This window comes from Phaeobacter sp. PT47_59 (assembly GCF_028890025.1).
Lineage (GTDB): Bacteria > Pseudomonadota > Alphaproteobacteria > Rhodobacterales > Rhodobacteraceae > Phycobacter.
In genome coordinates, this window is sequence record NZ_JARCJL010000015.1 from 29,018 (window position 1) to 54,497 (window position 25,480).

General features: G+C 64.0%; 28 protein-coding genes and 1 riboswitch. Of the genes, 14 read left to right on the forward strand and 14 right to left on the reverse strand.

The window, feature by feature from the left end:
• Nucleotides 1-129: 129 nt before the first annotated feature.
• The 3 genes from PXK01_RS14105 to PXK01_RS14115 form a co-directional block, all read right to left on the reverse strand.
• Nucleotides 130-1,152 (reverse strand): aspartate-semialdehyde dehydrogenase, encoded by a 1,023-nt coding sequence (locus tag PXK01_RS14105; protein WP_274848105.1) that lies wholly within the window; start codon nt 1,150-1,152, stop codon nt 130-132.
• Nucleotides 1,153-1,264: 112 nt separating this feature from the next.
• Complete coding sequence (locus PXK01_RS14110; protein WP_274860593.1) at nt 1,265-2,449, reverse strand: MFS transporter; 1,185 nt, start codon at nt 2,447-2,449, stop codon at nt 1,265-1,267.
• A gap of 143 nt (nt 2,450-2,592) precedes the next feature.
• A complete protein-coding gene (locus PXK01_RS14115) occupies nt 2,593-3,243 on the reverse strand; it encodes a carbonic anhydrase (RefSeq protein WP_274848103.1) in 651 nt (216 codons plus the stop codon).
• Between the two features lie 177 nt (nt 3,244-3,420).
• Here PXK01_RS14115 and PXK01_RS14120 point away from each other — a divergent pair, with 177 nt between their 5' ends.
• From PXK01_RS14120 to PXK01_RS14130, 3 genes are all read left to right on the forward strand, one after another.
• Nucleotides 3,421-3,780: a hypothetical protein gene (locus PXK01_RS14120; protein ID WP_274848147.1), complete on the forward strand. Its 360-nt coding sequence runs from the start codon at nt 3,421-3,423 to the stop codon at nt 3,778-3,780.
• Nucleotides 3,781-3,922: 142 nt separating this feature from the next.
• Nucleotides 3,923-5,323, forward strand: coding sequence for a leucyl aminopeptidase family protein (locus tag PXK01_RS14125; RefSeq protein ID WP_274848102.1), 1,401 nt, complete (start codon nt 3,923-3,925; stop codon nt 5,321-5,323).
• Entirely contained in the window at nt 5,320-6,063 is a 744-nt protein-coding gene (locus PXK01_RS14130; protein ID WP_274848101.1) for a C40 family peptidase, read from the forward strand. Before PXK01_RS14125 ends, PXK01_RS14130 begins: the two co-directional genes overlap by 4 nt.
• 10 nt (nt 6,064-6,073) lie before the next feature.
• On the opposite strand, the gene PXK01_RS14135 is transcribed toward PXK01_RS14130, so the two are convergent.
• From PXK01_RS14135 to PXK01_RS14150, 4 genes are all read right to left on the reverse strand, one after another.
• A complete protein-coding gene (locus tag PXK01_RS14135) occupies nt 6,074-6,418 on the reverse strand; it encodes a DUF2794 domain-containing protein (RefSeq protein ID WP_274860594.1) in 345 nt (114 codons plus the stop codon).
• A gap of 31 nt (nt 6,419-6,449) precedes the next feature.
• A complete protein-coding gene (locus PXK01_RS14140) occupies nt 6,450-6,917 on the reverse strand; it encodes a hypothetical protein (protein ID WP_274860595.1) in 468 nt (155 codons plus the stop codon).
• A complete protein-coding gene (locus PXK01_RS14145; protein WP_274860596.1) occupies nt 6,910-7,644 on the reverse strand; it encodes an ArsR/SmtB family transcription factor in 735 nt (244 codons plus the stop codon). Before PXK01_RS14145 ends, PXK01_RS14140 begins: the two co-directional genes overlap by 8 nt.
• An 88-nt stretch (nt 7,645-7,732) precedes the next feature.
• Complete coding sequence (locus PXK01_RS14150; RefSeq protein ID WP_274860598.1) at nt 7,733-9,424, reverse strand: Y-family DNA polymerase; 1,692 nt, start codon at nt 9,422-9,424, stop codon at nt 7,733-7,735.
• A 173-nt stretch (nt 9,425-9,597) separates the two neighbouring features.
• Between PXK01_RS14150 and PXK01_RS14155 the strand changes: the two genes are divergently transcribed.
• Nucleotides 9,598-10,083 carry a c-type cytochrome gene (locus tag PXK01_RS14155; RefSeq protein ID WP_274848096.1) on the forward strand — a complete coding sequence of 162 codons (486 nt, stop codon included), beginning with the start codon at nt 9,598-9,600 and terminating at the stop codon, nt 10,081-10,083.
• A gap of 51 nt (nt 10,084-10,134) precedes the next feature.
• Here PXK01_RS14155 and PXK01_RS14160 read toward each other — a convergent pair whose 3' ends face one another.
• Nucleotides 10,135-10,752 (reverse strand): TetR/AcrR family transcriptional regulator, encoded by a 618-nt coding sequence (locus PXK01_RS14160; protein ID WP_274848095.1) that lies wholly within the window; start codon nt 10,750-10,752, stop codon nt 10,135-10,137.
• 166 nt (nt 10,753-10,918) lie between these two features.
• Here PXK01_RS14160 and mbfA point away from each other — a divergent pair, with 166 nt between their 5' ends.
• The 3 genes from mbfA to PXK01_RS14175 all read left to right on the forward strand — a co-directional run bounded on the left by mbfA (nt 10,919) and on the right by PXK01_RS14175 (nt 13,767).
• The gene (mbfA, locus tag PXK01_RS14165; protein ID WP_274848094.1) at nt 10,919-11,893 is read left to right on the forward strand and encodes an iron exporter MbfA; all 975 of its coding nucleotides are present in this window, start codon (nt 10,919-10,921) and stop codon (nt 11,891-11,893) included.
• A gap of 215 nt (nt 11,894-12,108) precedes the next feature.
• Nucleotides 12,109-12,585, forward strand: a complete 477-nt coding sequence (locus PXK01_RS14170; protein WP_274860600.1) for a hypothetical protein — start codon at nt 12,109-12,111, stop codon at nt 12,583-12,585.
• Between the two features lie 258 nt (nt 12,586-12,843).
• Nucleotides 12,844-13,767 carry an AEC family transporter gene (locus PXK01_RS14175; RefSeq protein ID WP_274848092.1) on the forward strand — a complete coding sequence of 308 codons (924 nt, stop codon included), beginning with the start codon at nt 12,844-12,846 and terminating at the stop codon, nt 13,765-13,767.
• Nucleotides 13,768-13,791: 24 nt separating this feature from the next.
• On the opposite strand, the gene PXK01_RS14180 is transcribed toward PXK01_RS14175, so the two are convergent.
• A complete protein-coding gene (locus PXK01_RS14180; RefSeq protein ID WP_274848091.1) occupies nt 13,792-14,133 on the reverse strand; it encodes a cupin domain-containing protein in 342 nt (113 codons plus the stop codon).
• A gap of 227 nt (nt 14,134-14,360) precedes the next feature.
• Here PXK01_RS14180 and fghA point away from each other — a divergent pair, with 227 nt between their 5' ends.
• The 6 genes from fghA (at nt 14,361) to PXK01_RS14210 (ending at nt 19,747) form a co-directional block, all read left to right on the forward strand.
• The gene (fghA, locus tag PXK01_RS14185; protein ID WP_274848090.1) at nt 14,361-15,194 is read left to right on the forward strand and encodes an S-formylglutathione hydrolase; all 834 of its coding nucleotides are present in this window, start codon (nt 14,361-14,363) and stop codon (nt 15,192-15,194) included.
• 21 nt (nt 15,195-15,215) lie between these two features.
• Entirely contained in the window at nt 15,216-16,679 is a 1,464-nt protein-coding gene (gene sthA / locus PXK01_RS14190; RefSeq protein ID WP_274860601.1) for a Si-specific NAD(P)(+) transhydrogenase, read from the forward strand.
• Nucleotides 16,676-17,131 carry a YaiI/YqxD family protein gene (locus PXK01_RS14195; protein WP_274860602.1) on the forward strand — a complete coding sequence of 152 codons (456 nt, stop codon included), beginning with the start codon at nt 16,676-16,678 and terminating at the stop codon, nt 17,129-17,131. The genes sthA and PXK01_RS14195 overlap by 4 nt, the downstream gene beginning before the upstream one ends.
• 92 nt (nt 17,132-17,223) lie before the next feature.
• Nucleotides 17,224-18,186, forward strand: a complete 963-nt coding sequence (locus PXK01_RS14200; RefSeq protein WP_274848087.1) for a DMT family transporter — start codon at nt 17,224-17,226, stop codon at nt 18,184-18,186.
• A gap of 26 nt (nt 18,187-18,212) precedes the next feature.
• Entirely contained in the window at nt 18,213-18,833 is a 621-nt protein-coding gene (locus PXK01_RS14205) for an HAD family hydrolase (protein ID WP_274860603.1), read from the forward strand.
• Nucleotides 18,830-19,747 (forward strand): ornithine cyclodeaminase family protein, encoded by a 918-nt coding sequence (locus tag PXK01_RS14210; RefSeq protein WP_274860604.1) that lies wholly within the window; start codon nt 18,830-18,832, stop codon nt 19,745-19,747. Before PXK01_RS14205 ends, PXK01_RS14210 begins: the two co-directional genes overlap by 4 nt.
• 21 nt (nt 19,748-19,768) lie before the next feature.
• On the opposite strand, the gene PXK01_RS14215 is transcribed toward PXK01_RS14210, so the two are convergent.
• The 5 genes from PXK01_RS14215 to PXK01_RS14235 form a co-directional block, all read right to left on the reverse strand.
• Nucleotides 19,769-20,431 (reverse strand): adenosylcobinamide amidohydrolase, encoded by a 663-nt coding sequence (locus PXK01_RS14215; protein WP_274848084.1) that lies wholly within the window; start codon nt 20,429-20,431, stop codon nt 19,769-19,771.
• A complete protein-coding gene (locus tag PXK01_RS14220) occupies nt 20,428-21,186 on the reverse strand; it encodes an ABC transporter ATP-binding protein (RefSeq protein WP_274860605.1) in 759 nt (252 codons plus the stop codon). The genes PXK01_RS14215 and PXK01_RS14220 overlap by 4 nt, the downstream gene beginning before the upstream one ends.
• Nucleotides 21,183-22,163, reverse strand: a complete 981-nt coding sequence (locus tag PXK01_RS14225; protein WP_274860606.1) for a FecCD family ABC transporter permease — start codon at nt 22,161-22,163, stop codon at nt 21,183-21,185. Before PXK01_RS14225 ends, PXK01_RS14220 begins: the two co-directional genes overlap by 4 nt.
• The gene (locus PXK01_RS14230) at nt 22,163-22,945 is read right to left on the reverse strand and encodes an ABC transporter substrate-binding protein (protein WP_274860607.1); all 783 of its coding nucleotides are present in this window, start codon (nt 22,943-22,945) and stop codon (nt 22,163-22,165) included. The genes PXK01_RS14225 and PXK01_RS14230 overlap by 1 nt, the downstream gene beginning before the upstream one ends.
• A 76-nt stretch (nt 22,946-23,021) precedes the next feature.
• A complete protein-coding gene (locus PXK01_RS14235; RefSeq protein ID WP_274860608.1) occupies nt 23,022-24,887 on the reverse strand; it encodes a TonB-dependent receptor plug domain-containing protein in 1,866 nt (621 codons plus the stop codon).
• 157 nt (nt 24,888-25,044) lie between these two features.
• Nucleotides 25,045-25,252: riboswitch (cobalamin riboswitch) on the reverse strand.
• A 24-nt stretch (nt 25,253-25,276) separates the two neighbouring features.
• On the opposite strand from PXK01_RS14235, the gene PXK01_RS21955 reads away from it, so the two are divergent.
• The gene (locus PXK01_RS21955; RefSeq protein WP_342456198.1) at nt 25,277-25,474 is read left to right on the forward strand and encodes a hypothetical protein; all 198 of its coding nucleotides are present in this window, start codon (nt 25,277-25,279) and stop codon (nt 25,472-25,474) included.
• Nucleotides 25,475-25,480 lie beyond the last annotated feature (6 nt).

The following is a 25,480-nucleotide window of genomic DNA, read 5'->3' on the forward strand; positions in this document are numbered from 1 at the left end:
CGATATCTCTGACCCGTCTCAGCATGAGCTTGTTTGTGACCAGAATGGGGCCTCAGGAGACGCAAATGGGGCCACTTCTTGCGAAATGGCCCCAGTTTTATTGGCATTTGGTGCAAGTTGCGCGGCAACTTACCCTTTCTTCAAGACCTCACGGCCCAGGAGTTCGGCGATCTGAACGGCGTTCAGCGCGGCGCCCTTGCGCAGGTTGTCGCTGACGCACCACAGGTTCAGACCGTTGTCGATGGTGCTGTCCTGACGGATCCGGCTGATGAAGGTGGCATAATCGCCGACGCATTCCACAGGCGTCACGTAGCCACCGTCTTCGCGCTTGTCGATCACCATGATGCCCGGCGCCTCGCGCAGGATGTCGCGGGCCTCGTCTTCGTCCAGGTGGTCTTCGAACTCGATGTTGAGCGATTCCGAGTGGCCGACGAAGACCGGCACCCGCACGCAGGTCGCGGTGACCTTGATGGCGGGATCGACGATCTTCTTGGTCTCGGCGACCATCTTCCACTCTTCCTTGGTCGAACCGTCTTCCATGAAGACGTCGATATGGGGAATGACGTTGAAGGCGATCTGCTTGGTGTAGACCTTCGGCGGCACATCCTGGGTGGGGTTGTAGACTGCCTTGGTCTGATCCCACAGCTCGTCGATGGCCTCCTTACCGGAGCCCGACACCGACTGATAGGTCGAGACCACGACGCGCTTGATCTTGGCGCGATCATGCAGCGGCTTCAGCGCGACGACCATCTGCGCGGTCGAACAGTTCGGGTTGGCGATGATGTTCTTCTTGGCATAGCCATGCACCGCCTCGGGGTTCACCTCCGGCACGATCAGCGGGATCTCCGGATCGTAGCGATAAAGCGAGGAGTTATCGATCACCACGCAACCCGCTGCGGCCGCCTTGGGCGCATATTTCTTGGTCGCGTCCGAGCCGATGGCGAACAACGCCATGTCCCAGCCGGTGAAATCGAAGGTGTCCAGGTCCTGGGTGGTGAGGGTCTTGTCGCCGAATGTGACCTCGGTGCCCAGGGATTTACGGCTGGCCAGAACGGCAACCTCATCCGCAGGGAACTGGCGTTCAGCCAGGATGTTCAGCATTTCGCGGCCCACATTGCCCGTGGCGCCTGCGACGACGACGCGATAACCCATAATCGTTTCTCCAGTTGGCCCGGCCTCGTGGCCGGCTGCGGTGTCTTATAGGCAATAGCGCAGGATTTAAAGGGTTCCTGTCGTCAAAGGGCGCCGATGCGCCCCGCGCCACTCAATCCATGCTGTCGCGGCTGAACAGATAGATCACGCAGCCCAGAAGCAGCGCGGCAGCGAAGAAGCCGAACAGGGCCAGATAGGGGGCCGTGGGATCCGGCGCCGCCGTGCCTTGGGTCAGTGCCGCGTGGATGCGGCCGCTGGCAAACTGCATCAGGCCAACGCCGCCAATACCGAAGAAATTCAACAGCGTTACCCCGCGCCCCACCAGATGCGGCGGCACAAAGGCGCGCCCATGTGCAATCAGCACCGGGAAAGAGGCTCCGAAGAAGCCGATCACCGCCATCAGGGTGATTGGCACCCAAACCGGCGCGCCCGGAAGCAGGATCAGAGCGATCAGCGCCACAACCACTGCCATGCTGCCGCCCCAGATCAGCCATTTGCGGGTGCCAAGGATCCGGTCCAGCGGCCCGTAGGCAAAGGTGCCGAGAATCATCGCCGCCCCCATGGCCAGGGTCACAAGGCCAATCTGGCCCGTGTCCAAACCATGCACATCGCTGAAATAGGGTCCGATCCACAGGCCGCGGATGGCCGCAACCGGCGCATAGCTCACCAGCATGATCGGAAAGATCGCCCACAGCAGCGGCATCCTCAGAAGGTCGAGTACCGATCCCTTCTGCTCGCCGACAACCGGCGCCGGATCCCTGACCGTCAGCCAGATCCCAACCGCCACCGCTGCCGATATCGCGGCAAGCCCCACCAGGGTCATCCGCCAGCCGACCAGTTCCACCGCTAGCGCCGTGGGATAGGAGGCAACCAGGTTGCCCAGCGATCCCACCCCAAGCATCAGCGCCGCTAGGGTAGCAAAACGTGTCGGCGGGTATTGCCGCGCGAAGATATAGTAAGAGGCCATCAGAACAGGCGAACAGCCCACCCCGATCAGAAGCATCGCAATCGTAATGTGAACAGGGCTGCTTGCCAGGGCAAAGACCAGCGCACCGCCGCCACCGCCCGCCAGCAGCAACAGCGCAGCACTGCGCCGAGGCCCGATGTGATCCAGCGCCCAGCCCACCGGCAATTGCATGGCGGCAAAGGCCAGGAACCACATCCCCGACGCCAGCGCGAGATCGTCCGGCCCGGCCCCGACATCCGTCGCCAGAACGCCGGAAAGAACCGCCAGAAACGCGCGAAAAAACTGGCTGAGCACATAGGCCAAGCACAGCAGGATCAATCCCAACTGCATGATCGTCCCCCAGATATCGCGCCACCCTCGGCGGGTGGCACGCCCCTCCACTCATGCATATGCATATTTGATAGACCGGCACAACAGCTTCTATTACCGCGAGCGATTCGCGTTGATAGAAGCTGTAGTCTAGCGCTCCAGGCTCAGACCTGCTGGAACGCCCCGGTCTTGGCGTCGAAACATTCCAATCCGCCTTCGCCGATATCCGTCCACAACCCATGCAGGCTGAGCGCGCCTTCCTTCACGGCGCTCTCGATGAAGGGGAAGGTCATCAGGTTTTCGAGCGAAGCCACCACCGCATGGCGTTCGAACTGGCGCGCCTGGGCGTCCGGATCCTCGATATCCGCCACCGATGTGAACTTGGGCTTCAGAATATCCATCCACCGCCCGACAAAGCTGCTTTTTTCCTCCAATGCGGGGGCCTCGCCCTTGCACATGTCGATGCAGCCCTGCACTCCGCCGCATTGCGAATGGCCCAGAACGATCAGATGCGACACCTTCAGGACAGTCACCGCATATTCAATGGTGGCACTGGTGCCGTGGTGATCGCCATCCGGCGCATAGGGCGGCACCAGATTGGCGATATTGCGGTGAATGAAGAATTCGCCCTGGTCCGCACCGAAGATCGAGGTGACATGCACGCGGCTGTCACAGCAGGAAATCACCATGGCGCGCGGGCGCTGCCCTTCACTGGCCAGACGTCGGTACCAGCCCTGGTTTTCCTGATAAGACGTTGCTTTCCATCCGTGGTAACGTTTCACCAGATACCCTGGCAGCGGCTTGGCGTATTCCATTCATGCGATCCCTGATTTGTTCTTGGCAAAGCTGATACCCTGCATTGTCAGTAAATTCGAGTGATTTGACCACAGGCGTGGAAACCTTTTGACAACCAGTGCGGTGCAAATTGGGCAGCGTGCCGTGGGGGCATGAAGAATTTTGGGGTGAATGTGGTGACGAATATAATCACTGTCATGCATAAGGAAAACGTGCATCTCGACCCGGGGAAATTGTCCGAGCTGTATTCGCAGCTGGGCGAGACCGGAGCCGAAGATGTCGTCTGCCGTGCAATTGAGGAACTGGCGGTCCGCCTGTCGCATTGTGAGCGATTGTGGCGCCAGAACGATATGGAAAACCTGCGCAAGAACGCGCGCTCACTGATCGCGATCTCCGATCAGATCGGCATGACCGCGATGGCCTCCATCGCACAGGATGTGACCGGCGCGGTGGACAGCGAGGACGCTCCCGCCGTGGCAGCGACCGTGTTCCGCCTGTTGCGGGTTGGCGAACGTTCTCTGACTGCCGTCTGGGAGCAGCAGGATCTGTCCATCTGATCCGGGCCTGGACCACACGCAGGATCCTGCTGAGGATCCCGCATCCGCGATCTGACTTTTTTCTGCTTCACACAGGGCTTGCAGGCAACGTGGGGGTGGATACTCTGGTGGCTGAAGACGCCCCATTTGCCGGAGTATCCCGATGCCCCCCGTTTTTGCTGCGCCCTGTGATCTTGCGCTTTCCCTTCACATTGTCGATCAGGACAGCTGCGCCGACTGGCTGCAAAGCCAGCCTGCCAGGGTGGCGCAATGGGCGCAGGCAAATGGGTTCAGGGGCGCCATCGGTCAGGTCTTGATCGTGCCCGGCGAAGACACGGCGGCACCGGCCATGGCGCTGGCAGGATACGGCACGGCTCTGCAACGCGCGCGTCGGCGCTTTGTGCTGGCTGCCGCCGCCGAGAAACTGCCCGAAGGCACCTACCGGCTGGCAGGGCAGACCGGCGAAAACACCATTCCCCAAGATCAGCTGGCACAGGAGTGTTTCGGCTGGCTGATGAGCGACTATCGCTTTGACCGCTACAAGGAGGTCAAAGGCTCCGGCGCGGCCTTGATCGCCCCCGAAGGCATTGATGCGACGGCCATCGAATCGCTGGTCGCGGCCGAATGCCTGACCCGCGATCTGATCAACACGCCCGCCGCCGACATGGGCCCGGATCAGCTGCAGGCTGCCGCCGAGGGGCTGGCGCAAGACTTCGGCGCTCGCACCGAGGTGACGCTGGACGAGGCGCTTCTGTCCGGGAACTTTCCGATGATCCACGCGGTGGGACGCGCCGCCGCGGCACGCCCGCGGCTGATCGACATGCGCTGGGGCGACACCGGGCCGAAGCTGACCCTGGTGGGCAAGGGTGTCTGCTTTGATACCGGCGGGCTGAACCTCAAACCCGGCGCCAGCATGGGGCTGATGAAAAAGGACATGGGCGGCTCGGCCACGGTGCTGGGTCTGGCGCGGATGATCATGGCCGCAGGTCTGCCGGTGCAGCTGCGCGTGTTGATCCCGGCGGTGGAAAATGCGGTCTCCGGCAATGCCTTCCGTCCCGGCGATATCCTGACCTCGCGCAAGGGGCTGACGGTGGAGATCAACAATACTGATGCCGAGGGACGCCTGGTGCTGGCCGATGCGCTGACGTTGGCGAGCGAGGACGACCCGGACCTCCTGATCTCCATGGCGACCCTCACCGGGGCGGCGCGGGTGGCGGTGGGGCCGGATCTGGCGCCCTTCTATGCTGGCTCCGATGCGGATGCCGCCGCAATCGCGGGCGGCGCGGCCCGGATGGCGGATCCAGTCTGGCGCATGCCCTTCCACGCCCCCTACGAGGAGATGATCGAACCCGGTATCGCTGATCTCGACAATGCGCCCTCGGGCGGCTTTGCGGGCTCGATCACCGCCGCGCTGTTCCTGCGCCGGTTCGCGGGCGAGACCCGCTACATGCATTTCGACATCTACGGCTGGACGCCCAATGCCGCCCCTGCCCGGCCCAAGGGCGGCGTCGGCCAGGGCGCGCGTGCGATCTTTGCCGCCCTGCCAGGGCTGCTGGACCTATGAGCGGGGCCGCACGGATCGCTCATCCCGTCGTGGACTTGCTGCGCGCGCCGGGCGGCACGCGGGAGCGACAGCTTCTTTACGGAGAGAGCGTCGCGGTTCTGAGCCGCGATTCGGACTGGGCAGAGATCCGCGCCAGCAAGGACGGCTACACCGGCCATGTTGCGACGCAAGCGCTGGCCGCACCGCTGGAGGCCACCCATTGGGTCAGCGCGCCTGCCACCCACGCCTATGAGGCCGCCGATTTCAAATCGCGCGACCTTTGCGCGCTCAGCTTTGGCAGTCGGCTGCAGGTCAGCGCGCAAACGGGTCGCTTTGCCGAAACCGAGTTGGGCCATATCCCGAAGGTGCATCTCTCCCCCATCGGCACAGGCTTGAACGATCCGGTGACCGTTGCCGAGAAATTCCTGGGCACGCCCTACCTGTGGGGGGGCAACAGCCGCTTTGGCATCGATTGTTCGGGACTGGTACAGGCCGCACTTCTGGCCTGCGGCATTCCCTGCCCCGGCGACAGCGGCCCGCAGGAACGGGAGCTCGGCACCGCCCTGCCCGCAGCCAGCGGCTATGAGCGCGGCGATCTTCTGTTCTGGAAGGGCCATGTGGCGCTGGTCCGTGATCCAGACCACATCATCCATGCCAATGCCCATGACATGGCCGTGGCAATCGAGCCGTTGGAAGCCGCCATTCTCCGTATTCTCGAACAAGGCGATGGCCCGGTCACCGCACACAAAAGGCTGGGCTAGGCGCGGGCGCTCACTCCACCGCGCGGATCAGCTTGCGCTCCAGCACCCGCAGCACGGTCTTCAGATCGTGCCCGCGCTTGAGGATCTGCCCGTCCATGCCGACAACCGAATACTGCCCCTGCCGGTTGCGCAGCTTGGGGTGTTTTTCGATCCGGTAGAGCGGATGTTCGGCGGTGCGGCGAAAGACCGAGAAAACCGCCATATCCCGCAGCGAGGAGATCCCGTAGTCCCGCCATTCCCCCGCCGCCACCATGCGACCGTATAGGGACAGGATCACCGACAGCTCCGTGCGATGGAAGGAGACCTGTTCGGGAATGCCGGAGCCGGGGAAAGACGCGGAGTTCTGGAATGTCATGGATCAAGGTTCGCGCCAAACCGCGCGCGAATCAAGCGGTTTCGCTTCCCGCGCCCGCAGTGTCCCGATGGATGGCGGGCACCCAATCTGCGGCGGGCCTGTTCCAGAAGCGGTTTGGATTGCCCTCATCCAGCCCCCGGATATGCAGGCTGCGAACTGCCGGGATCATCTGAATCACCGGTTCCTCATAGGGGTGGCTGTCGTAGATCGCGCGCAAAACGGGATCAAGGTCCTCGGCGCTGGCACCGATAAAGACCTGCAATTCGACACAAGGAACCTCCACCGCCCTCTCGCTGGCCCGATTGACCCCGCCGGGGCAGGAGCGAAACTGCTGCACACCGGGGGCTGTCCAAAAGGCCACCTGGTCGTAATCGCCCCAGGGCAGAGACGTGACGGACAGGATCGCCGCCAGCACCCTGTCGGCCTCGGTCTGGGGCACCTGGATCAGCAGCCGGGTACCGGCTTGGGTGGTATATCGAGGGGAAGCTGTTTCAGGCATGATCTGTCTCCTGTGTGATGCGCGAGATCTCCAGCCCCAGGATCTGCTCCAGTGCCCTGCGCCCCGGTGCAGTCAGGGTCAGGCCGCGTTTGTGCTGGCGGCGCTGCATCCAGCCGCGCTCCAACGCGTGGGTCAGCAGCTGCCGCCCCATCGGGCCCGCCACATGCAGGCGCCGTTCGGTCCAATCCAGGCAGGGGCGCGCAAAGGGCTGTCGGCTCGGTGTGCCGAGGTCGGGCAGGCGAACGCCCAACTTTTGCCACTGATCGGACGGGGTCGCGTGAAAGCCGCCGTCACGCTCGACCAGCATGCCCTTTTGCACAAAGGCATCCGTCATCGCCACAGCCAGGGGGCCCGCCAGGTGATCATAGCAGCTGCGCACCTCGGCCAGCCCGCCCGCCTTGCGACGCTGCGCCAGGTAGAGGCTGTCCATGGGCGCAATCGCCGCCAGTTGTTCCAGCGCCTGCGCCACCTCCGAGCCCGCCAATCGGTGATAGACGCAGCGCCCGCGCTTTTCGGGCACAACCATCCCGGCATCGCACAACAGGCGCAGATGCGCGGTGGCGGTCTGCGGTGTGATCCCGGCAGCCGAGGCAAGTTCCTTGTTGGTATAGGCACGCCCCTCCATCAATTCGCACAGCATGCGGGTGCGGCTGGCATCGCCGATAGCCTGGCCCAGAATGTCAAAGCGCGGGGTGCAGGGCGGTCCGTGGGGATGAGATATAGTCATATGCCGATCCTAGGCCCTGTCAGCGGCGCGCCATAGGGGAAAGACTTCGCCACGGAGCGAAGGGTTGCGTCTACCTCCGGCATGGGCGTCACGCAAAGCTGCCATGGCAGAACCAGCCCCGCGACAGCGCCGCGCCATGGGCAAAGAACAGCCACAGCCGCGCACCGCAGTCGGTGACCACCACCCAGTAATCGCGCACCCCGCTGCGCCAATTGGGATCCTCCAGCCACCATTCCGGGGCAATGCGTTCGGGGCCTTCGGCCTCGGCCAGCTGCCAGTCGCGGCCCCGCCAGCGGAACCGTTCCGGCACGCTGGGGACATCCGGCGCCGTCACCAGTTCGGGCCGCCACATCAGCAAGGGGCGCGGATGCGGCGCGGGCGGCCAATCCCGCGCCGCATCCGACCAGGCCGCCGCCAGCACCTTGGCCGTCTTTTCCGGGATATGGGTGTCGACCGGGTGGCGCCGGGTGATCGCCTCAAGGCCGATGCGGGCACCGATCCGCCCGATCAGATCCTCCAGGACCACATTCTGCCCCCCCGCCTGCCGGGCGCGGGCCGCAGTGCTGGCCTCCAGATGCCCGGCCTGGGTGCGGGCATGGATCGGTTCCGCCCGAAGCACCTCAAGGCGCAGCATCTCGATCCCGAAACCGGCATCGATCCCTTCCAGCTTCATTTCCAGTAGCGGGCGCATGCGGTCCGGGTCGCGACTGGCCCGGGCCAGACCCACACTGACGCTCTGCGCCGCCTGATCCACCCGGTGCGTCTCCAGCCGCAAAAGCCGCGCGCCCTTGCCGCGCTCTTCCAGCCGGGCGCAAAGCCGGGGCAGCATCCGGTCGATCCCAGCCATGAGATCCTCCAGCAATCCGATCGGCTCCGGCAGGGTCAGGCGCACTGCGAAACGGTCGTCCTCCCCGGCGGGAGAGACCGGCTCGGGCGTGCTGCCCATGGCCTGATCCAGACGCAGTATCAGCCCGCGCCCGAAGCGTCGCGCCAGGCTGGCGCGGGGCTGCTCCAGGAGATCGCCGATCTGCCGCAGGCCAAGACGGCCCAGTTGCGCCACGGTTCCCGGCTCCAGCCGCAGCGCGGCCACCGGCAGAGGCGCCAGGAGCGCACGGGTCTGCCCCACAGCTGCGATCCGCGCCGCAACCCGCTCTGCGCCCATGGGCTGCGGCGCCGCCCCGCCCCGCGTCCAGTGCCTGCGCCCCGCGCGGCCCTTCTGCTGAACTCGGGCCGCGCGGGCGCGGGTGGCGCGGGCCTCCTGATCGATGGCGTCGCCAGAGCGCGCGGGCGGTAGCTGCGCCTGCTCCCCCGCGTAACGCGCCAGCGCCCAGGCCGCGCCCAATGTATCGGCCAGCCCCATCCGCACGGTGAGCCCCATCCGCGCGCACTCCTCCTCGATCCGCTGCAAAAGCATCTCTTCTCCGCCAAACAGATGCGCCGAACCGGTCATGTCCAGGGTGACGCTGTCCGGCGGCTCGGGCGCGACCCAGGGGCTGAACTGCCCGGCCCAGCGCCCAAGCGCGGCCAGAAAGGCGGTCTCGGCCGGGGGGCTACGACCACGGGTCACCAGATTGGCACAAAGGACATGCGCATCGCGCAGCGGCTGGCCGACAAAAAGTCCCGCATCCTCGGCCGCCGTATTTAACGCAGAAATAACCTGCGTGTTGGAAACTTCCTCCACAATGGCCAGAGGTTCGGACAGGCTGCCCTGCCCCGCGCGTATCACCCGCTCCGCGCCCAGACGTGGAAACCATAGCGACAATATGCGGCGATGGGACATGGCGCGATCCGATTCGAAGGCCTGAAAATTTTTGGAAACCAGCAGCCAGCACTACCGATGTTCTATATTTGTTCCAACTCTTCGATTCGGTCAATCCTATTGCCCGCACAGACCCTGCCACTGGCTCGGTCCATATCTCTGGCCATACCTCTGTCCATGACGGGAGCACACGCATGACATCCCTGATCTCCTTGCGCCATCTGCGCCTTCTGCCCGCGCTTCTGGTGCTGATCCTGGCCCTTGTGGGCGCACAGCTGGATGCCGCCGCTCCGATCGCAGACAAGCATGTCAAACGGCGGGTGGAACTGATGGCGACCCAAAAGGCGGCCCTCACAACCCTGGCCGACATGATGGCCGGGCGCATCGTGTTTGACGCGTCCAAGGCCAAGGCGGCCCGGCGCACCCTGATCAAAAGCACCGGAGACATCCGCAAGCGGTTCAAGAAACCGCGCATGGACCCCAATTCACACGCGCGGCCACTGATCTGGCAACAGTGGCGGGATTTCGAAACCCGCGCCGCCCGGGCCAAAGATGCCGCCAAGGGGCTGAGCGCTCATACGATGAACGGCCTGTTGCGCACGGTGCCCAACATGATGCAGGCCTGTCTCAGCTGTCACGAGACCTATCGCGACACGCCCAACGACTTCATCACCCATTGAGCGCAGGCTGGGGCACCCCGTCTTCGCGCCCCGCGTTGCCGCCGCGCCGGATCAGACACCGTAGCGGGCCAGGAACATCTCCACGGCCCCCGCGATCACCCGCGCGCGCTCTTCTTGGGAAAAATCAGTGTCGATATTGAACACCAGGCGCGGCACCAGATCCGCTCGGCAGAGTTCAGCAAACTGGTCCGCCGCGAGATCGAAATCCTCGATTTGCAGCTCTCCCCGCCCGACCGCGTCCCGCAGATACTCACGCAGCCGAGCGCGCACCACCATGGGCCCACTTTCATAGAACTGGCGGCCGAGATCCGGGAAACGGTCCGCCTCTGCCACGCAGATGCGGAACATGCGGCGGCCAAATTCCGACAGGCTGACCGACAGGATATGACCACCGGCTGCCGTCAACACATCACGCGGCGTGCAGCAGGCCCCGGACAGATCCATCGGCGCATCCGCTTGTCGCGCGCATTCGTTCCGGATCACCTCCAGGAACAACAGCCGCTTGTCCGGAAAATAGCTGTAAAGCGTCGCCTTGGAGACCTCGGCCGCACGGGCGATATCATCGACGCTCGCGCCTTCGAAGCCATCCGCCATGAACACCTCGCGTGCGCCCGTCAGAACCTGATCGAACTTCCGTCCGGTCCTGAGGATAGTGGCTTGCTGGTTCATGATCCGTCCTCATGGCGCTGGCTATCTGGATGACCGTGCCACCCTAGCCTACCGCCGCTGCATTCAACAACTGCTATGGCCCTTGCCGTCGCTGCCATGGACAATGGCCTTGCACTTTTGCCCGAAGAGTATAGTTTAGAACTATTCTAAATATGTAGGAATCCACATGCGCTTTCTCACTCAGCGGAAACGGTTTTCCGATCTCACAGGCCAGGAAATCCTGGCCCTGGCGATTTCCTCGGAAGAGGACGATGCGCGCATCTATCGCGGCTATGCGGCTCGGCTGCAGGATGATTTCCCGGCGACAGCCGCGATGTTCGACGGTATGGCCGCCGAGGAAGACACCCATCGCGCCCGGCTGATCGCTCTGCATGAGAAACGCTTTGGCCCCGCCATTCCACTGATCCGGCGCGAACATGTGGCGGGCTATTATGCGCGCCGCCCGATCTGGCTGATGGAAAACCTGAGCCTGGAGCGTATCCGCGAAGAGGCCAAGGCGATGGAGGCGGATGCCGAACGGTTCTACCTGGCTGCCGCCGCCCGCACCAAGGACGCCGAGACCCGCAAGCTGCTGGGCGATCTCGCCGCCGCAGAGGCCGGCCACCGCGACACCGCCGCCGAGTTGGAAGAGGCGCATCTCACCGGCGATGCCCGATCCGAGGAAGACCGCACCGCCCATCGCCAGTTCGTGCTGACCTGGGTGCAGCCGGGGCTGGCAGGGCTGATGGACGGGTCCGTGTCAACCCTGGCGCCGATCTTTGCCACCGCTTTTGCCACCCAGGACACCTGGACCACCTTCCTGGTGGGCGTCGCCGCCTCTGTCGGCGCCGGGATCTCGATGGGCTTCACCGAGGCCGCCTCGGACGACGGGGAACTGTCCGGGCGCGGCTCGCCGATGAAACGGGGCGTGGCCTCGGGGGTGATGACCACCCTTGGCGGGCTGGGCCATGCGCTGCCCTATCTGATCCCTGAGTTCTGGACGGCGACGACGCTGGCCTTCCTCATCGTCTTTGTGGAGCTCTGGGCGATTGCCTGGATCCAGAACAAATACATGGAGACGCCGTTCTGGCGCGCCACGCTGCAGGTGGTCCTAGGCGGCGCGCTGGTGCTGGGGGCCGGCGCCCTGATCGGCAGCGGTTGATCTCTGCGTCTTTGACGGGGTTCCGTGACTAGGAGCGCTCCCGCCCGTCGGCGGCGGTTCAAGGAACCACCCCCTCCCGTTGGGCCTGGCGCCGCGCTGACGCGCGGCGGGGACAAAGCGTTAGCGCGCGATAGGACAGCCGAGGCGAGGGTATTTACGCAATACACACCTCTCAGTGCGACACTGCGCCTGTAACCAGAAAGGACCAGGCCAAGATGATTTCCCCCCAACAGAATGTCGGGCAATCCGCCGCTGCGGCCCGAAACCTCGCGGCACCAGAGATCCCGCAAACAAGCAGGCTCCCCTCGGATCGGGATGTGGCGACAGCCCCTTCCTCCAAGGCACGGGCGCTTTATGACAGCGTGCAGCATCTCAGCCGCAAAGACGCGCTGCATTCCCTGTTCGCAATGTCGGACGCCGAGCAAATCCCTCTGGAGGGCAGCGACTACGAAGCCTTCCGAGCCGTCATTCAGCTGGTCGGCACCGAAAGCGAAATGGAAAACCGCAGGAAGGAAGCGCGGCTCGCCAGCAACCTGCTTTTCGACCTTCTAGAAGAACTCCCCACCGCAAGTGGTGAGCGTTTGACCGTTCTTCGGGAAGAGATCCTGAAACTGGGCGGCTATGCGGATCAGGCACAGAAACGGGTTGAGCATCTTAAAACTCAGGCGTCTCAGATGCTGGGCGATCTTTAGCGGCATAGCGCTTGGCGTTGGGCCTCTCTGCTGAGGCCCCTCCAAGAACCAGAACCTGTATTCTGCTGGAAACCACTCGGCACAGCCTGCAGGGAAAGCTGAAAGGCTGCGCCATGCGCCCGCCGCGCGCCAGCGCGGCCCGGCCCAACGGGAGCCCTGCATGTATCATGCAGCGGCGACGGGCGGGAGGACATCGCTTTCTAGAACCCCGCGCAATCAGGCTTTTCGTTTTGGTCAAATCAGGTTACCAATCCTGCGATGGCTGACATTTTCTTCAGAACCCTGCCCTTCTTTGCAATCATCGGCCTAGGATACTGGGCCGGTCGCACGCGGTTCTTTACTGATGAGGCAACCGCCTATCTCACGAAATTCGTGTTCTTCTTCCCGCTTTCGGCGATGATCTTCCGCTTTGCGGCCAATCTCTCCTTCGCGGAGGTCTTTGATCCGAACCTGATCCTCGGCTACCTGGCCGGAACCGTGGCGGTTTACCTTGTCGCCACGGCGGTCGCGGCGCTGAGGGGGCTGGATGTGCCCACAGCTGCGGTCGAGGCGCAATGCGCGGCCATCGGCAACGTGGGTTTCCTGGGCCTGCCGATGATGGCGATCCTGTTCGGTGAAGCCTCGATCGGGCCGATGATGGTGGTGCTGAGCGTGGACCTCGTGGTCTTTTCCTCGCTCATCGTCATCCTGATCAACGCCGGGCGTGGTTCGGGATTGGGGCTGCAGACCCTGAAAATGGTTACGCTCGGCCTGCTGCGTAACCCGATGATCGTGGCCATCGTGGCGGGGCTTGCCTGGTCGGCCTCGACGCAGCCGATCCCGGCGCCGGTCAATGACTTCCTGTCGATCCTGGGCGGGGCGGCCACGCCCGGCGCGCTGTTCGCCATCGGCGCCTCGCTCGCCTCCAAATCCGCCGAGCGCATCGAAGTGGCCGCCTGGCTCAGCTTTGCCAAGCTGGTGCTGCACCCGCTGTTTGTCGCCATCGGGGTCCTGTGGCTGGTGCCGGTTGCCAGTTTCCCGGCCTCGGTCGCGATTGCGGCGGCTTCGCTGCCGGTGGCAGGCAACGTCTATATGCTGGCGCAGCATTACGGCATCGCCCCGCAGCGCGTCTCGGCCGCGATCCTGATCTCGACCGCGGTGTCGATCCTGACGGTGCCGCTGGCGATCGCCTGGGTTTCCTAGGCACAGGATGAATGAGGCCTGAACCTAGAGCCGGATCACGTAATCCTTGCGGGTGGTCTCGATCACCTCCCAGGTGCCGGAAAAGCCCGGGCGCAGGATGAAGCTGTCCCCTGCCGCCAGCGGATATTCGGTGCCATCCTCCGCAGTGATCACCGAACGCCCTTCAAGGATCCGGCAGTATTCCCATTCATCGTAGGAAATCCGCCACTTGCCGGGCGTCGACTGCCAGATCCCGCAGTAGAGCCCGTCCACCTCTTCCGCATTCCAGGTGGTGAAGACGGGGTCACCGGAAATGACCTTTGCCGGATCGGGGCGCTCGATCTCTGGTTCGGCGGCTTCGGGTGTCAGTCTTTGGAACGTGGTCATCGGCTGTCCTTCGCTGCATGTCGTGGCGCAATCTGTCCCCCGTTTCGCAGGCCAAGTCTACCCCCGACACGCCACAACGCGGCGCCGGGGACCAGCCCGATCCCGCCCCTATTTGCCATTTCTCAAGCCTTCTGGCGCAAAAAGGCTGCGACAGGGCGCCGCAACACTGGACCCGCCTTGCGCCGACGGGTAGCTGATAGGCCAACCACAAAAAAGGGAGCCTCACCATGGAAACCGTTTCCGAGAACACATGCTTTGGCGGCGTACAGGGCGTCTACCGGCATAAGAGCAGCGCAACAAATTGCGAGATGACCTTTGGCCTGTTCCTGCCGGAAGAGGCCAAGGACGGCCCGGTGCCGCTCTTGTGGTTCCTGTCGGGCCTCACCTGCACCCATGAAAACGCCATGACCAAGGCGGGTGCGCAGGCCTGGTGCGCCGAACAGGGTATCGCGATCGTCTTTCCCGACACCTCGCCGCGCGGCGATGATGTGGCCGACGACGACAACTACGACCTTGGCAAGGGTGCCGGGTTTTACGTGAATGCCACCGAAGCGCCTTGGGCGCCGCACTACCAGATGTGGGGCTATATCGCCGAGGAACTCCCCGCCTTTCTGGGCGAAAACTTTGCCGTGGACCTGGAGCGGCAGGCGATCTGCGGTCACTCCATGGGCGGACATGGCGCGCTGACGCTGGCGATGAACCTGCCGGGGCGCTTCCGTTCGGTCTCTGCCTTCGCGCCGATCTGCAACCCGACCGCCAGCGACTGGGGCCGCAAGCAGCTGACCGCCTATCTGGGCAGCGATGAAACGACCTGGGCCAAGCATGACGCCACGCTGATGATGCGCGAAAAAGGCTTTGACGGCCCCGTTCTGGTGGACACCGGCACTGCGGACCAGTTCATCGACCTTCTGCGCCCCGAAGCGCTGGCACAGGCCGTGAACGAGCGCCGCCAGCAGGCCACCCTGCGCCTGCAGCCGGGCTATGATCACAGCTATTTCTTCATCTCCACCTTCATGGAAGATCACGTCTCCTTCCACGCCGAGGCGCTCTACCGCGACTGATCCCGAAAGGACCAAACCACCATGAGCCAGTACGATTACGACCTCGTTATCATCGGATCCGGCCCCTCGGGGCGCACCGCCGCCATCCAGGCCGGAAAGCTCAAGCGCCGCGTGCTGGTGATCGACCGCAAGGACCGGCTGGGCGGCGTTTCGGTGCATACCGGCACGGTGCCCTCGAAAACCCTGCGGGAAACCGTGCTGAACCTCACCGGCTGGCGCGAGCGCAGTTTCTATGGCCGCGCCTACCGGGTGAAGGACCAGATCGATGCCGAGGATCTGAAGGCGCGCCTGCATATGACGCTGGATCACGAGGTCGACGTGCTGGAGCATCAGTTCAACCGCAACCACGTGGAGTGGCTGGCGGGGCTGGCGCGCTTCACCGGCCCGAACGAGGTCGAGGTCGCAACCGAGGCGGGCGATACCACCCGCGTGACGGCCGAGAAATTCCTGATCGCCACCGGCACCCGCACCTATCGCCCGGATGACGTGCCCTTCAACGGCAAGACCGTGGTGGATGGCGATGAATTCCTGGAAATGGAAGAGATCCCGCGCTCGCTGATCGTGGTGGGCGCCGGCGTCATCGGCGTGGAATATGCCACCATGTTCTCGGCGCTGGATGTGCGCGTCACCCTGATCGAGCCGCGCGAAACCTTCCTCGATTTCATCGACAGGACCATCATCCAGGATTTCACCCACCAGATCCGCGAGAACGGCGTCGATCTGCGGCTGGGTTCGGCCATCGAGAAGATCGAAGACGAAGGCAGCCATATCGAGGTCAGCATGGCCAATGGCCGCCACGTGCGCGGGGAAATGCTGCTGTTCGCCGCCGGGCGCATGGGCAATACCGACAGCCTGAACCTCAAGGCGGTCGGGCTGGAGACCGATCACCGCGGCCGCATCAGCGTCGAGCGCAAGACCTATCAAACCGCCGTGCCGCACGTCTATGCCACCGGCGATGTGATCGGGCACCCTTCGCTCGCCTCGACATCGCTGCAGCAGGGCCGCGTCGCCGCCTGTCACGCGCTGGAAACCCCAACCGTGCCCGAAAGCCCCTGGTTCCCCTATGGCATCTATTCGGTTCCGGAAATCTCCACCTGTGGCATGTCCGAAGAGGAGCTGCAGGAGCGCGGCGTACCTTACGAGGTGGGCATCGCCCGCTTCCGCGAAACCTCGCGCGGGCATATCATGGGGCTGGAACATGGCATGCTGAAGATGCTGTTCTCCCTCAAGACCCGCCGGGTGCTGGGCGTGCAGATCGTCGGCGAAGGCGCCACCGAGCTCATTCACATTGCACAGGCGGTGCTGAACCTCAAAGGCACGGTGGAATACTTCGTGCAAAACACCTTCAACTACCCGACCCTGGCCGAAGCCTATAAGATCGCAGGTCTCGATGCCTTCAACCGGATGCCGATTCCGGAAGAGTTCAAGGTGAAACACCCGGCAAAGAAGGTGCGAAAACCTGACACGAAAAAGGCGGCGAAGTGAGCGCGCTCTACATCGATGCCGATGCCTGCCCGGTAAAGGCCGAGGCCGAGCGGGTCGCCACCCGGCATGGGATCAAGATGTTCGTGGTCTCCAACGGCGGCCTGCGCCCCTCCCAGAACCCGCTGGTGGAAACGGTGATCGTCTCCGAAGGGGCCGATGTGGCGGATATGTGGATCGCCGAGCGCTGCGGCGTCGGCGATGTGGTGGTGACGGGCGATATCCCGCTGGCCGCGAAATGCATCGAAGCGGGCGCCCGCGTGCTGCGCCACAACGGCGAGCGCTTCACCGAAGCCAATATCGGCCAGCAACTGGCCATGCGCGACCTGATGGCGGACCTGCGCGCCGCCAACCCGCTTGGCGCAGGTGGCAGCGGCAAGGGCTTCACCAAGGCGGACCGCTCGCGGTTTCTGGATGCGCTGGAACGGGAAATCAGGGCGGCAAAGCAGGCCTGAGCGCAATCCGCTTCGGGCAGTTCTGTCTCACTCCGAGCCTTGCGAAAGCGGAGCAACTGCGTCACTGATCGGTCAAGCGTGAAGAGGTGCCCATGAGCCAGGAAATCAAAGTCAGTGTTCTGGGGCTGATGGCCGCTGCGGGGTCTGCCGTCTGTTTCTCCGTCATCGACGTGATCTTCAAGTTCCTGTCCGGCGACTACCCGCTGTATCAGGTGGTCATGGTGCGCTCGATCGTTGCCCTCGTGGTGCTGGGCGCTGTGATCATCCCCTTGGAGGGCGGCTTTCACATCCTGCGCACCCGGCAGCCGAAACTGCATCTGATGCGCTGCTGCGCGGTGCTCTTTGCCAATATCTGCTTTTTCACCGGCCTTGCCATCATGCCGATTGCCGAGGCGGTCGCCATCGCCTTTGCCACGCCGCTGATCGTCACCGCCCTGTCGGTGGTGGTGCTGAAGGAACGCGTCGGCCCCTGGCGCTGGGGCGCGGTGGCGGCGGGGTTCCTGGGTGTTCTGATCATCATGCGCCCTGGCCCCGGCAGTTTTCAGGCCGCCGCGATCCTGCCCTTTCTGGGCGCCTGCGGCTATGCCACGCTGCATGTGCTGACCCGGCGGGCAGGCGGCGCCGAGAAAGCTTCCACCCTGTCCTTCTATCCCACGCTTGGCTTTCTGGTGGTCAGCGCGCTGGTCGGCCTCACCACCGGCGACGGGCGCTTTGCCAGTGGTGACAGCGCAGCCGTTGACTACATCCTGCGCGCCTGGGTCTGGCCCGCGCCGCAGGATTGGGGACTGTTCGTCGGCGTCGGCCTTGCCGGATCCATCGGCGGCTACCTGGTCAGCCAGGCCTATCGGCTGAACGAGGCGGGTCTGGCCGCGCCCTTTGAATATGTCGCCATGCCCATGGCGGTGCTTTGGGGCGTTCTTGTCTTCGATGAATGGCCTGATGTGCCGGTCTGGGCCGGTTCGGCCTTGATCATTGGCGCGGGCCTTGTTTCAGTCTGGCGGGAAACCCGGCGCAGCCGCCCGGTGCCCCGCCCGCGCCCCCGCTCGGCCGGGTGAACGAAGACAGGACAGGGACCGACAAGATGCCCATCGACGCCGTCGTATTCGACATTGGCCGCGTGCTGATCGAATGGAACCCAGAAGGGTTCTTCGACGCCCGCCTTGGCCCGGAACGGCGCAAGCAGCTGTTCGCTGAGGTGGATCTTCACGAGATGAACCTGGGCGTGGATCGCGGCGATGATTTCCGCGCCTCGGTCTATGCCCTGGCCGAGCGCCACCCGGACTGGGCCGAGGAGATCCGCCACTGGCACGACAGCTGGATCAAGATGGCCTCTCCGGAGATCCCCCATTCGGTGCGCCTGATGCGCGCCCTGCAGGCCCGGGGCACGCCGGTCTTCGCGCTCACGAATTTCGGCATCGGCACCTTCGAGGTTGCTCGCAAGACCTATCCCTTCTTCGATGAATTCGACCGTGCCTTCGTGTCGGGACATTTGCGCACCATCAAGCCCGAGCCTGCGATCTACGATCATCTGGAGCGCGACACCGGCGTGGCGCCGGATCGGCTGCTGTTCACCGACGATCGCCCGGAAAACATCGAGGCCGCCGCCCAGCGCGGCTGGAACACCCATCTTTTCACCACACCCGAAACCTGGGCCAAGCGCCTGGTGGCAGAGGGGCTGTTGACCCCCAAGGAGGCCGCATGACCATTCCATCCATCGGATTTGCCGAAGGCGAGGCCCTGCTAAACTGGATCGACTTCACCGAAGCGCTGGCCAAGGGGCATGACCTGCCCAAGGCCGAGATCGGCGATACCTTCCTCTACCGCGATCCCGACACGCTGCTCAGCCGTTCGGCCTGGATTGATGGCTTGGGGCTGGCCGTGAAAACCGCAACGATCTTTCCCGACAACCCAGAGGCAGGCAAGCCGATGGTCAACGGCGGGGTCTGTCTGTACTCCGACCAGGACGGCACCCTGGATGCGCTGGTGGATTTCCATCTGGTGACCAAGTGGAAGACGGCGGGCGACAGCCTGCTTGGTGCCATGCGGCTCGCGAACCCGGACAGTCGCGACATCCTGATCGTAGGCGCCGGGACGGTTGCCGGATCCCTGGTCGAGGCCTTTGGCGCCGCCTACCCCAGCGCCCAGATCCGGGTCTGGAACCGCACCCAGTCCAAGGCAGAGGACATGAAGGTCCCCTACCCGCAGATCGAAGTCGCCCACGATCTGGAGCGCGCGGTCCGGTCGGCCGATATCATCGTGACCTCCACCATGTCCTCGACCCCGGTGGTCAAGGGCGCCTGGCTCAAGCCCGGCCAGCACCTGAACCTCATTGGCGCCTACCGCCCCGACATGCGCGAAACCGATGACGAGGCGCTGTGCCGTGCCCGCCTTTACTGCGACAGTTTCGACACCACGCTGGATCACATCGGCGAATTCAAGATCCCGCTGGCCGAGGGCATCATCCAGCGCGGCGATGTGCTGGCGGATTTCTACAAGCTGGACGCCTTCCCCGCCTATGATCCAGCCGCCATCACCCTGTTCAAGAACGGCGGCGGCGCCCATCTCGACCTGATGACCAGCCGCCACATCCTTGAAAAATGGCGCGCCGGGAGCTGACCCAGGCCTGAGCCAAGGGGATCACGCCCTGCCCAGCAGCCTGTGCTGGTTTTCGCGGATCCAGACCTGGGCACCGGCAAGAACCGCATCATAGACGGCACCTCCGATAGCCTCGCCCAGCTCAGTATGAAGACCGGAATACATGGCGCTGCCCTCGGGCGCGGCGATCGCCACGCAATCGGTTCCGGTGCCGGTCGCTATCCCCGTGGGCAATTGCACCCGCGCGTCCATGACTGCGGCGGTGCGCGCCTGCACGGCAATGCTCATGGCTTCCAAGAGGCCCGCCTGGGTCAGCCCTTGATCAATGCGAACGCCGATATTGATGGTGCCCCAGTCCCGTCCCGCGTAATCCACCCGGCTGCCGACCCGTTCGGCATTGGCCAGGCCCACCGTGGCCAGGGCCTCTACCGTCACCGCGCCCACTTGCCTGCGCCGATGTTCGAAACGGCGCACATCCCGCGAGGTCAGCATGAGCACGGTCTGCGCCGCCCCTTTTGCGGCCAGCTCCCGGTCGACCCATTCCCCCACATCCAGGTCAGGCGGCAGGTCGCTGTTGTGAACCTCCCGCCAAAGGATCCGCGATGCGCGGGTCAATCCCGGTGCATTGATCGACCAGCTCAGCACCTGCATCTCGGCGCCAAGATCGAAACTCAGCCAGGGCGCATCCAGCTGGACCGCGCTCAAGACACCACCTCCATGGCCTGAAACACCGGTCCCTGATCGGTATCCTGGTGCCAGACAGAGATCCCGAAGGCCTCTGCCATCAGCGGCGGGGTCAGCACATCCCGCGGCGCCCCGTCCGCCAGAAGCCTGCCTTTTGCCAAGAGCATCACCCGCGAACAGTGACGCGCCGCAAGGCCCAGATCGTGGAGCGAGACCATCACCGACCGCCCCTCTGCCGCCAGGTCGCCAAAGACCTTCATGGTCGCGATCTGATGCGCGGGATCGAGGCCCGCAATCGGCTCGTCCGCCATCAGGAGCGGCGTGTCCTGCGCCAGGGCCCGGGCAATCAGGGCGCGGGCCTGCTCGCCACCGGACAGGCGCGAGGCGGCGCGCTCGCGAAAGGCGTCGAGATCCAGCCGAGCGATGGCTGCATCCACATGGGCCTGATCCTGCGGCGGCATCTTCTGCCCCATCGCCAGATGCGGCAAACGGCCCAGCGCCACCAGGCGTTCGACAGAGATCGGCCAGGCGATTTCCCGCGCCTGAGGCATCCAGGCCACCGCGCGGGCCCGCGCGCCTGCGCCAAGTTCGGCCAGCGTACTGCGGCCCGTGTGGGGCAACAGCCCGAGGCAGGCCCGCATCAGGGTGGTTTTGCCTGCCCCATTCGCACCGATCAGGCCAATCACCTCACCCGGCTCCACGTCAAAGGAGAGGCCCTTAAACACCTCGCGCTGGCGCAGGGTCACGCTCATGTCTGTTACGGAAAGAAGGCTCATGGCAGTTCCTTCCGGGTCTTGTAGATCAGGTGCAGGAACAAGGGCGCGCCGACGATGGCGGTGACCACCCCCAGCTTCAGATCGCGTTCGGGCAGGATCAGGCGCACGGCGATATCCGCCAGCTGCACCATGATCGCCCCGCCAATGGCCGAGCTCCACAACAGCCGCGACGGGCGCGCGCCCACCAGCGGGCGCAGGATATGCGGCACCACCAGCCCGACAAAGCCGATGGCCCCGGCCACGGCCGTTGATCCGCCGACAATCGCCGCGGTGCCAAACACCACCAGCAGCCGCAGGCGGCCAAGGTCGACCCCCATGGTCTGAGCGGCATCCTCCCCCAGGGTCAGCGCATCCAGCCCCCGCGCGGTGACCGCAAGGGCCGCAGCCCCGATCAGGACAAAGGGCAGGCACAGCCAGACATGCACCATCGAGCGATCCGACAGGGATCCCATCATCCAGAACACGATCTCATTGGCGGCAAAGGGATTGGAAGAGAGGTTGAGCACCAGGGACGTCAAGGCTGCCGCCAGCGCCGAAATCGCAATGCCCGCGAGGATCAGGGTCAGAGATCCGCCACGCGGCCCGGCCAATGTCATCACCAGGAACACGCCAACCAAGGCGCCTGCCAGGGCCGCAATCGGCAGGCCCAGCGACAGGCTGGCGGCAAACCCGGTTGCCAGCGCCAGCACCGCCCCCAGCGCCGCCGAGCCGGAGACCCCGATCAGCCCCGGTTCCGCCAAGGGGTTGCGCAGATAGCCCTGCATAGCCGCCCCGGCCATCCCCAGCCCCGCCCCTATGATGATCGCCAGAAGGGCGCGCGGCAGGCGGATCTCCTGCATCACCAGCGTCAGCGGGCCATAGCTGTCATCAAACAGTGCCCGCAGGCTGTCGATGGCGGTCACATCGGCGGGCCCCACCGTGAGCGAAAGCGCAAAAAGCCCAAGCATCACGCCCAGCAGGCCCAGTTCCAGGCGCATCACTTGTCTCCCGTTTCGAACCGTTTGCGATCGTCGCTCAGACGCGCCACCGCGCGCAGCACATGCGGCGTTCCGCAAACCCAGTCGGCGTCGCGCATGGCGGCACTTGCGCCGCCGTGACGATAGGCGTCGATCACGGGGTGTAGCAGGATTTCCTCAGCGCGGGAATGTCCGGCATAGGGGGTGGAGGGCACGATCATATCGGGGGCCACCATGACCAGCTGCTCCAACGGCAGGGCGCCGCCATAGTCATAGCCCAACTCATCCGCCACGTTCTGCAGACCGGCCGCCCGAAGGATCTGGCCTGCAAGCGTTGCATCACCAGCGGTCCATCCCTGCGCTGCATAAAGAACGCCTCGAACGCTGCGAGTGCCGGTTGCGCGCAAGAGGGTCAGGTCGCGCTCGTACTGGGTGATCATCGCCTGCGCCGCCCTCTCGCGGCCCAGCAGGGCGCCGACCTCGGCAATCCGCTCGCTGACCTCTTCGAGGGAGCGCGCCGGTTCCACCACAGCCACCGGAATATCCAACCGGCGCAGCATAGAGACCGTGGCTTGCCGACTATGGGCGCTGGCAATCACCAGGTCGGGCTGAAGCAGGTAGATCTCTTCCGCGCGCCCATGGTTGATGATGTAGCTCTCGGCCTCCTCGCTCATCGCCGAACTGCGTGGATCCCGCGCCAGGAAGGAGACCGACACCAATTGATCCGCGCCCGCAAGCAACATCGACAGCTGATCGGTGCAGAGGTTCATCGACACCACACGGGCGGGCGGCGCAGGTGGCACCGGCCTCTCCTTCCCGACAGCGGCCCCGCACAAAGACAGGGCCGCTGCAAAAGCTATCCAGAAAGCGCGACGCACCTCAGAAGGTCGATTCCAGGCCGACGTAGAAGGCGCGTCCGCGCTTGGCGAAGCCCCAGACATCGGAATAGTCCTTGTCGAACAGGTTGGTGACGCGCCCGGTCAGAGTCACGCGATCCGACAGCGCATAGCGTGCGGCGACATCGACGGTCGTGTAATCGGGCAGTTGCACCACCGGGAAGGTGCCGAAGGACTGGGTGTCATAGTTGCCCGCCACATAGCGCAGATCCGCATTCACGCTGCCGCGCCCGTTCAGGAATGCCTGGCGTGCGCTCAGCAGCAGCTCGTGTTCCGGGCGGCGCACCTCAACCGATCCATTGGCGTTTGAGGCGTTCAGATAGGTATAGGCAAGGCGCAGATCCAGGCTGTCAGTGGCCTCCAGGGTTGCCGAGATCTCCACCCCTTCGCGTTTCGATTTCTCCGCCCGGTTGCGATAGGTGCTATAGCCAAGCGCCCCATCGAAATACCATTCGATCTCGTCGGTCAGCTCTTCGGAAAAGAGCGTGACATCCACAATACCGCGTCCCTGCAGGAAGGGGACTTCGACCCCGAAATCGATGCTCCTGTTCTTTTCAGGCGTCAGGTTGGGGTTGCCAAAAGTGCCAAAGGAACTTCCGAACAGTTCAAAGAACGAGGGATCGACGCTGCCTTCCCCGGCAGAGCCATGCAGCCGCACACCGTTGGCCAGGGTATAGGCGCCGCTGATGTTCCAGGTGGTGTCATCCTCGAATGTGCTGTTGTTGTCCCGGCGCAGGCCCGCTTGCAGGTTCAGACCGTTTGCAAGGGATCCGCGATACTCCACGGCGTAGGAGTCGCGATCCGGCCGATAGCCTGCATTTGTGTTCGAGCGTTTGCGCGTATGTTCCGCAATCACGTTCACGATGTGATCGGCATCCTCCAGCATGGCACCGTCCAGCGCATAGCTGAGCAGGTAGCGCCCGGTCTTGCGGTCCGCCTGCGAGGTGGCTCCGCCGCCGGGGGTGCTTTCGAAATCGCTGTTTTCAAAGGTCAGCCGGTGCTTCATGCGGCCCCCCATCATCAGGTATTCCGCATAGAGACTGCCCAAACGTTCGGACCGGTCGACGGTGCCGGTGGGATCATCAGTCACCGATTGCTGCACCGTGGTTGCAGCGTAGTTCTGCGTATCCGTGTCGTAATCCTCATCGGAGTGGCGGAAGGTGAAACCCAACTTCAGATCATCCGTCAGCAGGTAGTCACCGGTCAGGTTGATGGTCTTGCGCCGGATACCATCCTTTTCGCCGCCACTGCCGGAGAAGTCATAGCCTTCGTCATCAAGATAGGAGAGACCAAGCGCCAGCCCGCCGCGTTGCGTCCGGGTGGAGTAGCGCGCCGACACGGAATTGGCATCTCCACCCTCGATCTTGCCAAAGACCTCCTGGCCAATGTCGCCCTTCTTGGTGATGATACTGACAACCCCGGACGAGGCGCTGGAGCCGTAAAAGGCCGATTGCGGACCACGCAAAACCTCGATCCGTTCGATATTGGCAGTCTCCAGGCCCGAGAAAAAATACTCGTCGTTGCCCGCAGCCGCCGGAACACCGTCGATCAGAATCAAAGTGTTGTTGCCCTCGCCGCCGCGAATGCGCACCTGGGTAAAGCTGTCGCCCGCGCCACTCACCGAAACGCCGGGGACCGCACGCAGGGCGTCCTGCACGGTGAGAATGCCACGCTCCTCGATCTCTGCTGCGGTAATTACACTGGCCGAGCGCCCGTATTCCGATTCCGCAATCGGGGTCAGACCGCCGCTGACGATGATGTCGTCCAGATATACGATGTCCTCCGCCAGGGCGGGGTGTGCAACCAGGAGCGCGAACGCACTGGTGGCGCGCAGTAGAGTGGTTTTCATTTTCGATCCTTCGCGGAAGCCGGTCTTGCGACTCCCCAAAACAGGCCCCTGTCAGGCCGTCCATTCTAGATTGTCCTTGGAGAGGCTGTCTCCGCAGACGGTGAAGCATATGCCACCACTCCGGAAGGTCCGTTGTCCGTGACGCGCCCCGCGTCCGGACAGGGTGAACAACCTGGCAGGTCTCCTGACTTGCGGGTCATAGCTCATGCGGGCCTTCCCATCCCTTTTGCCGGGACAGTGGCATCTTCCGAATTCGCTCGCCGCCTACAGTTGCGGGGGCAGTCGGGGATTTGACAGCCGGTGCCGTACCCCGTTCCCTTTTTGCTGGATGGAATCCCATCCAAACCAGGTCGCACCGAAAAAGACTGAGCCGCCCGTAGAAGTCAATCTTGAATATTCAAGGGAGCCGCCGGGAAAACATGCCGTCCCTGGTGGCCGAGGGTCTGCAGGTCGATGTCCTGCGTATAGCCGAGGTTGCCCAGCTGGCCTCCAAGGTGGCGGTGATCGGTGAGGTTCGGAAGGCTCTGGTCGATTTCCAGCGCAGCTTATTGCCCGCCGGTCATGAAGCGCCATTGAAACCAGCCTAAGATGCG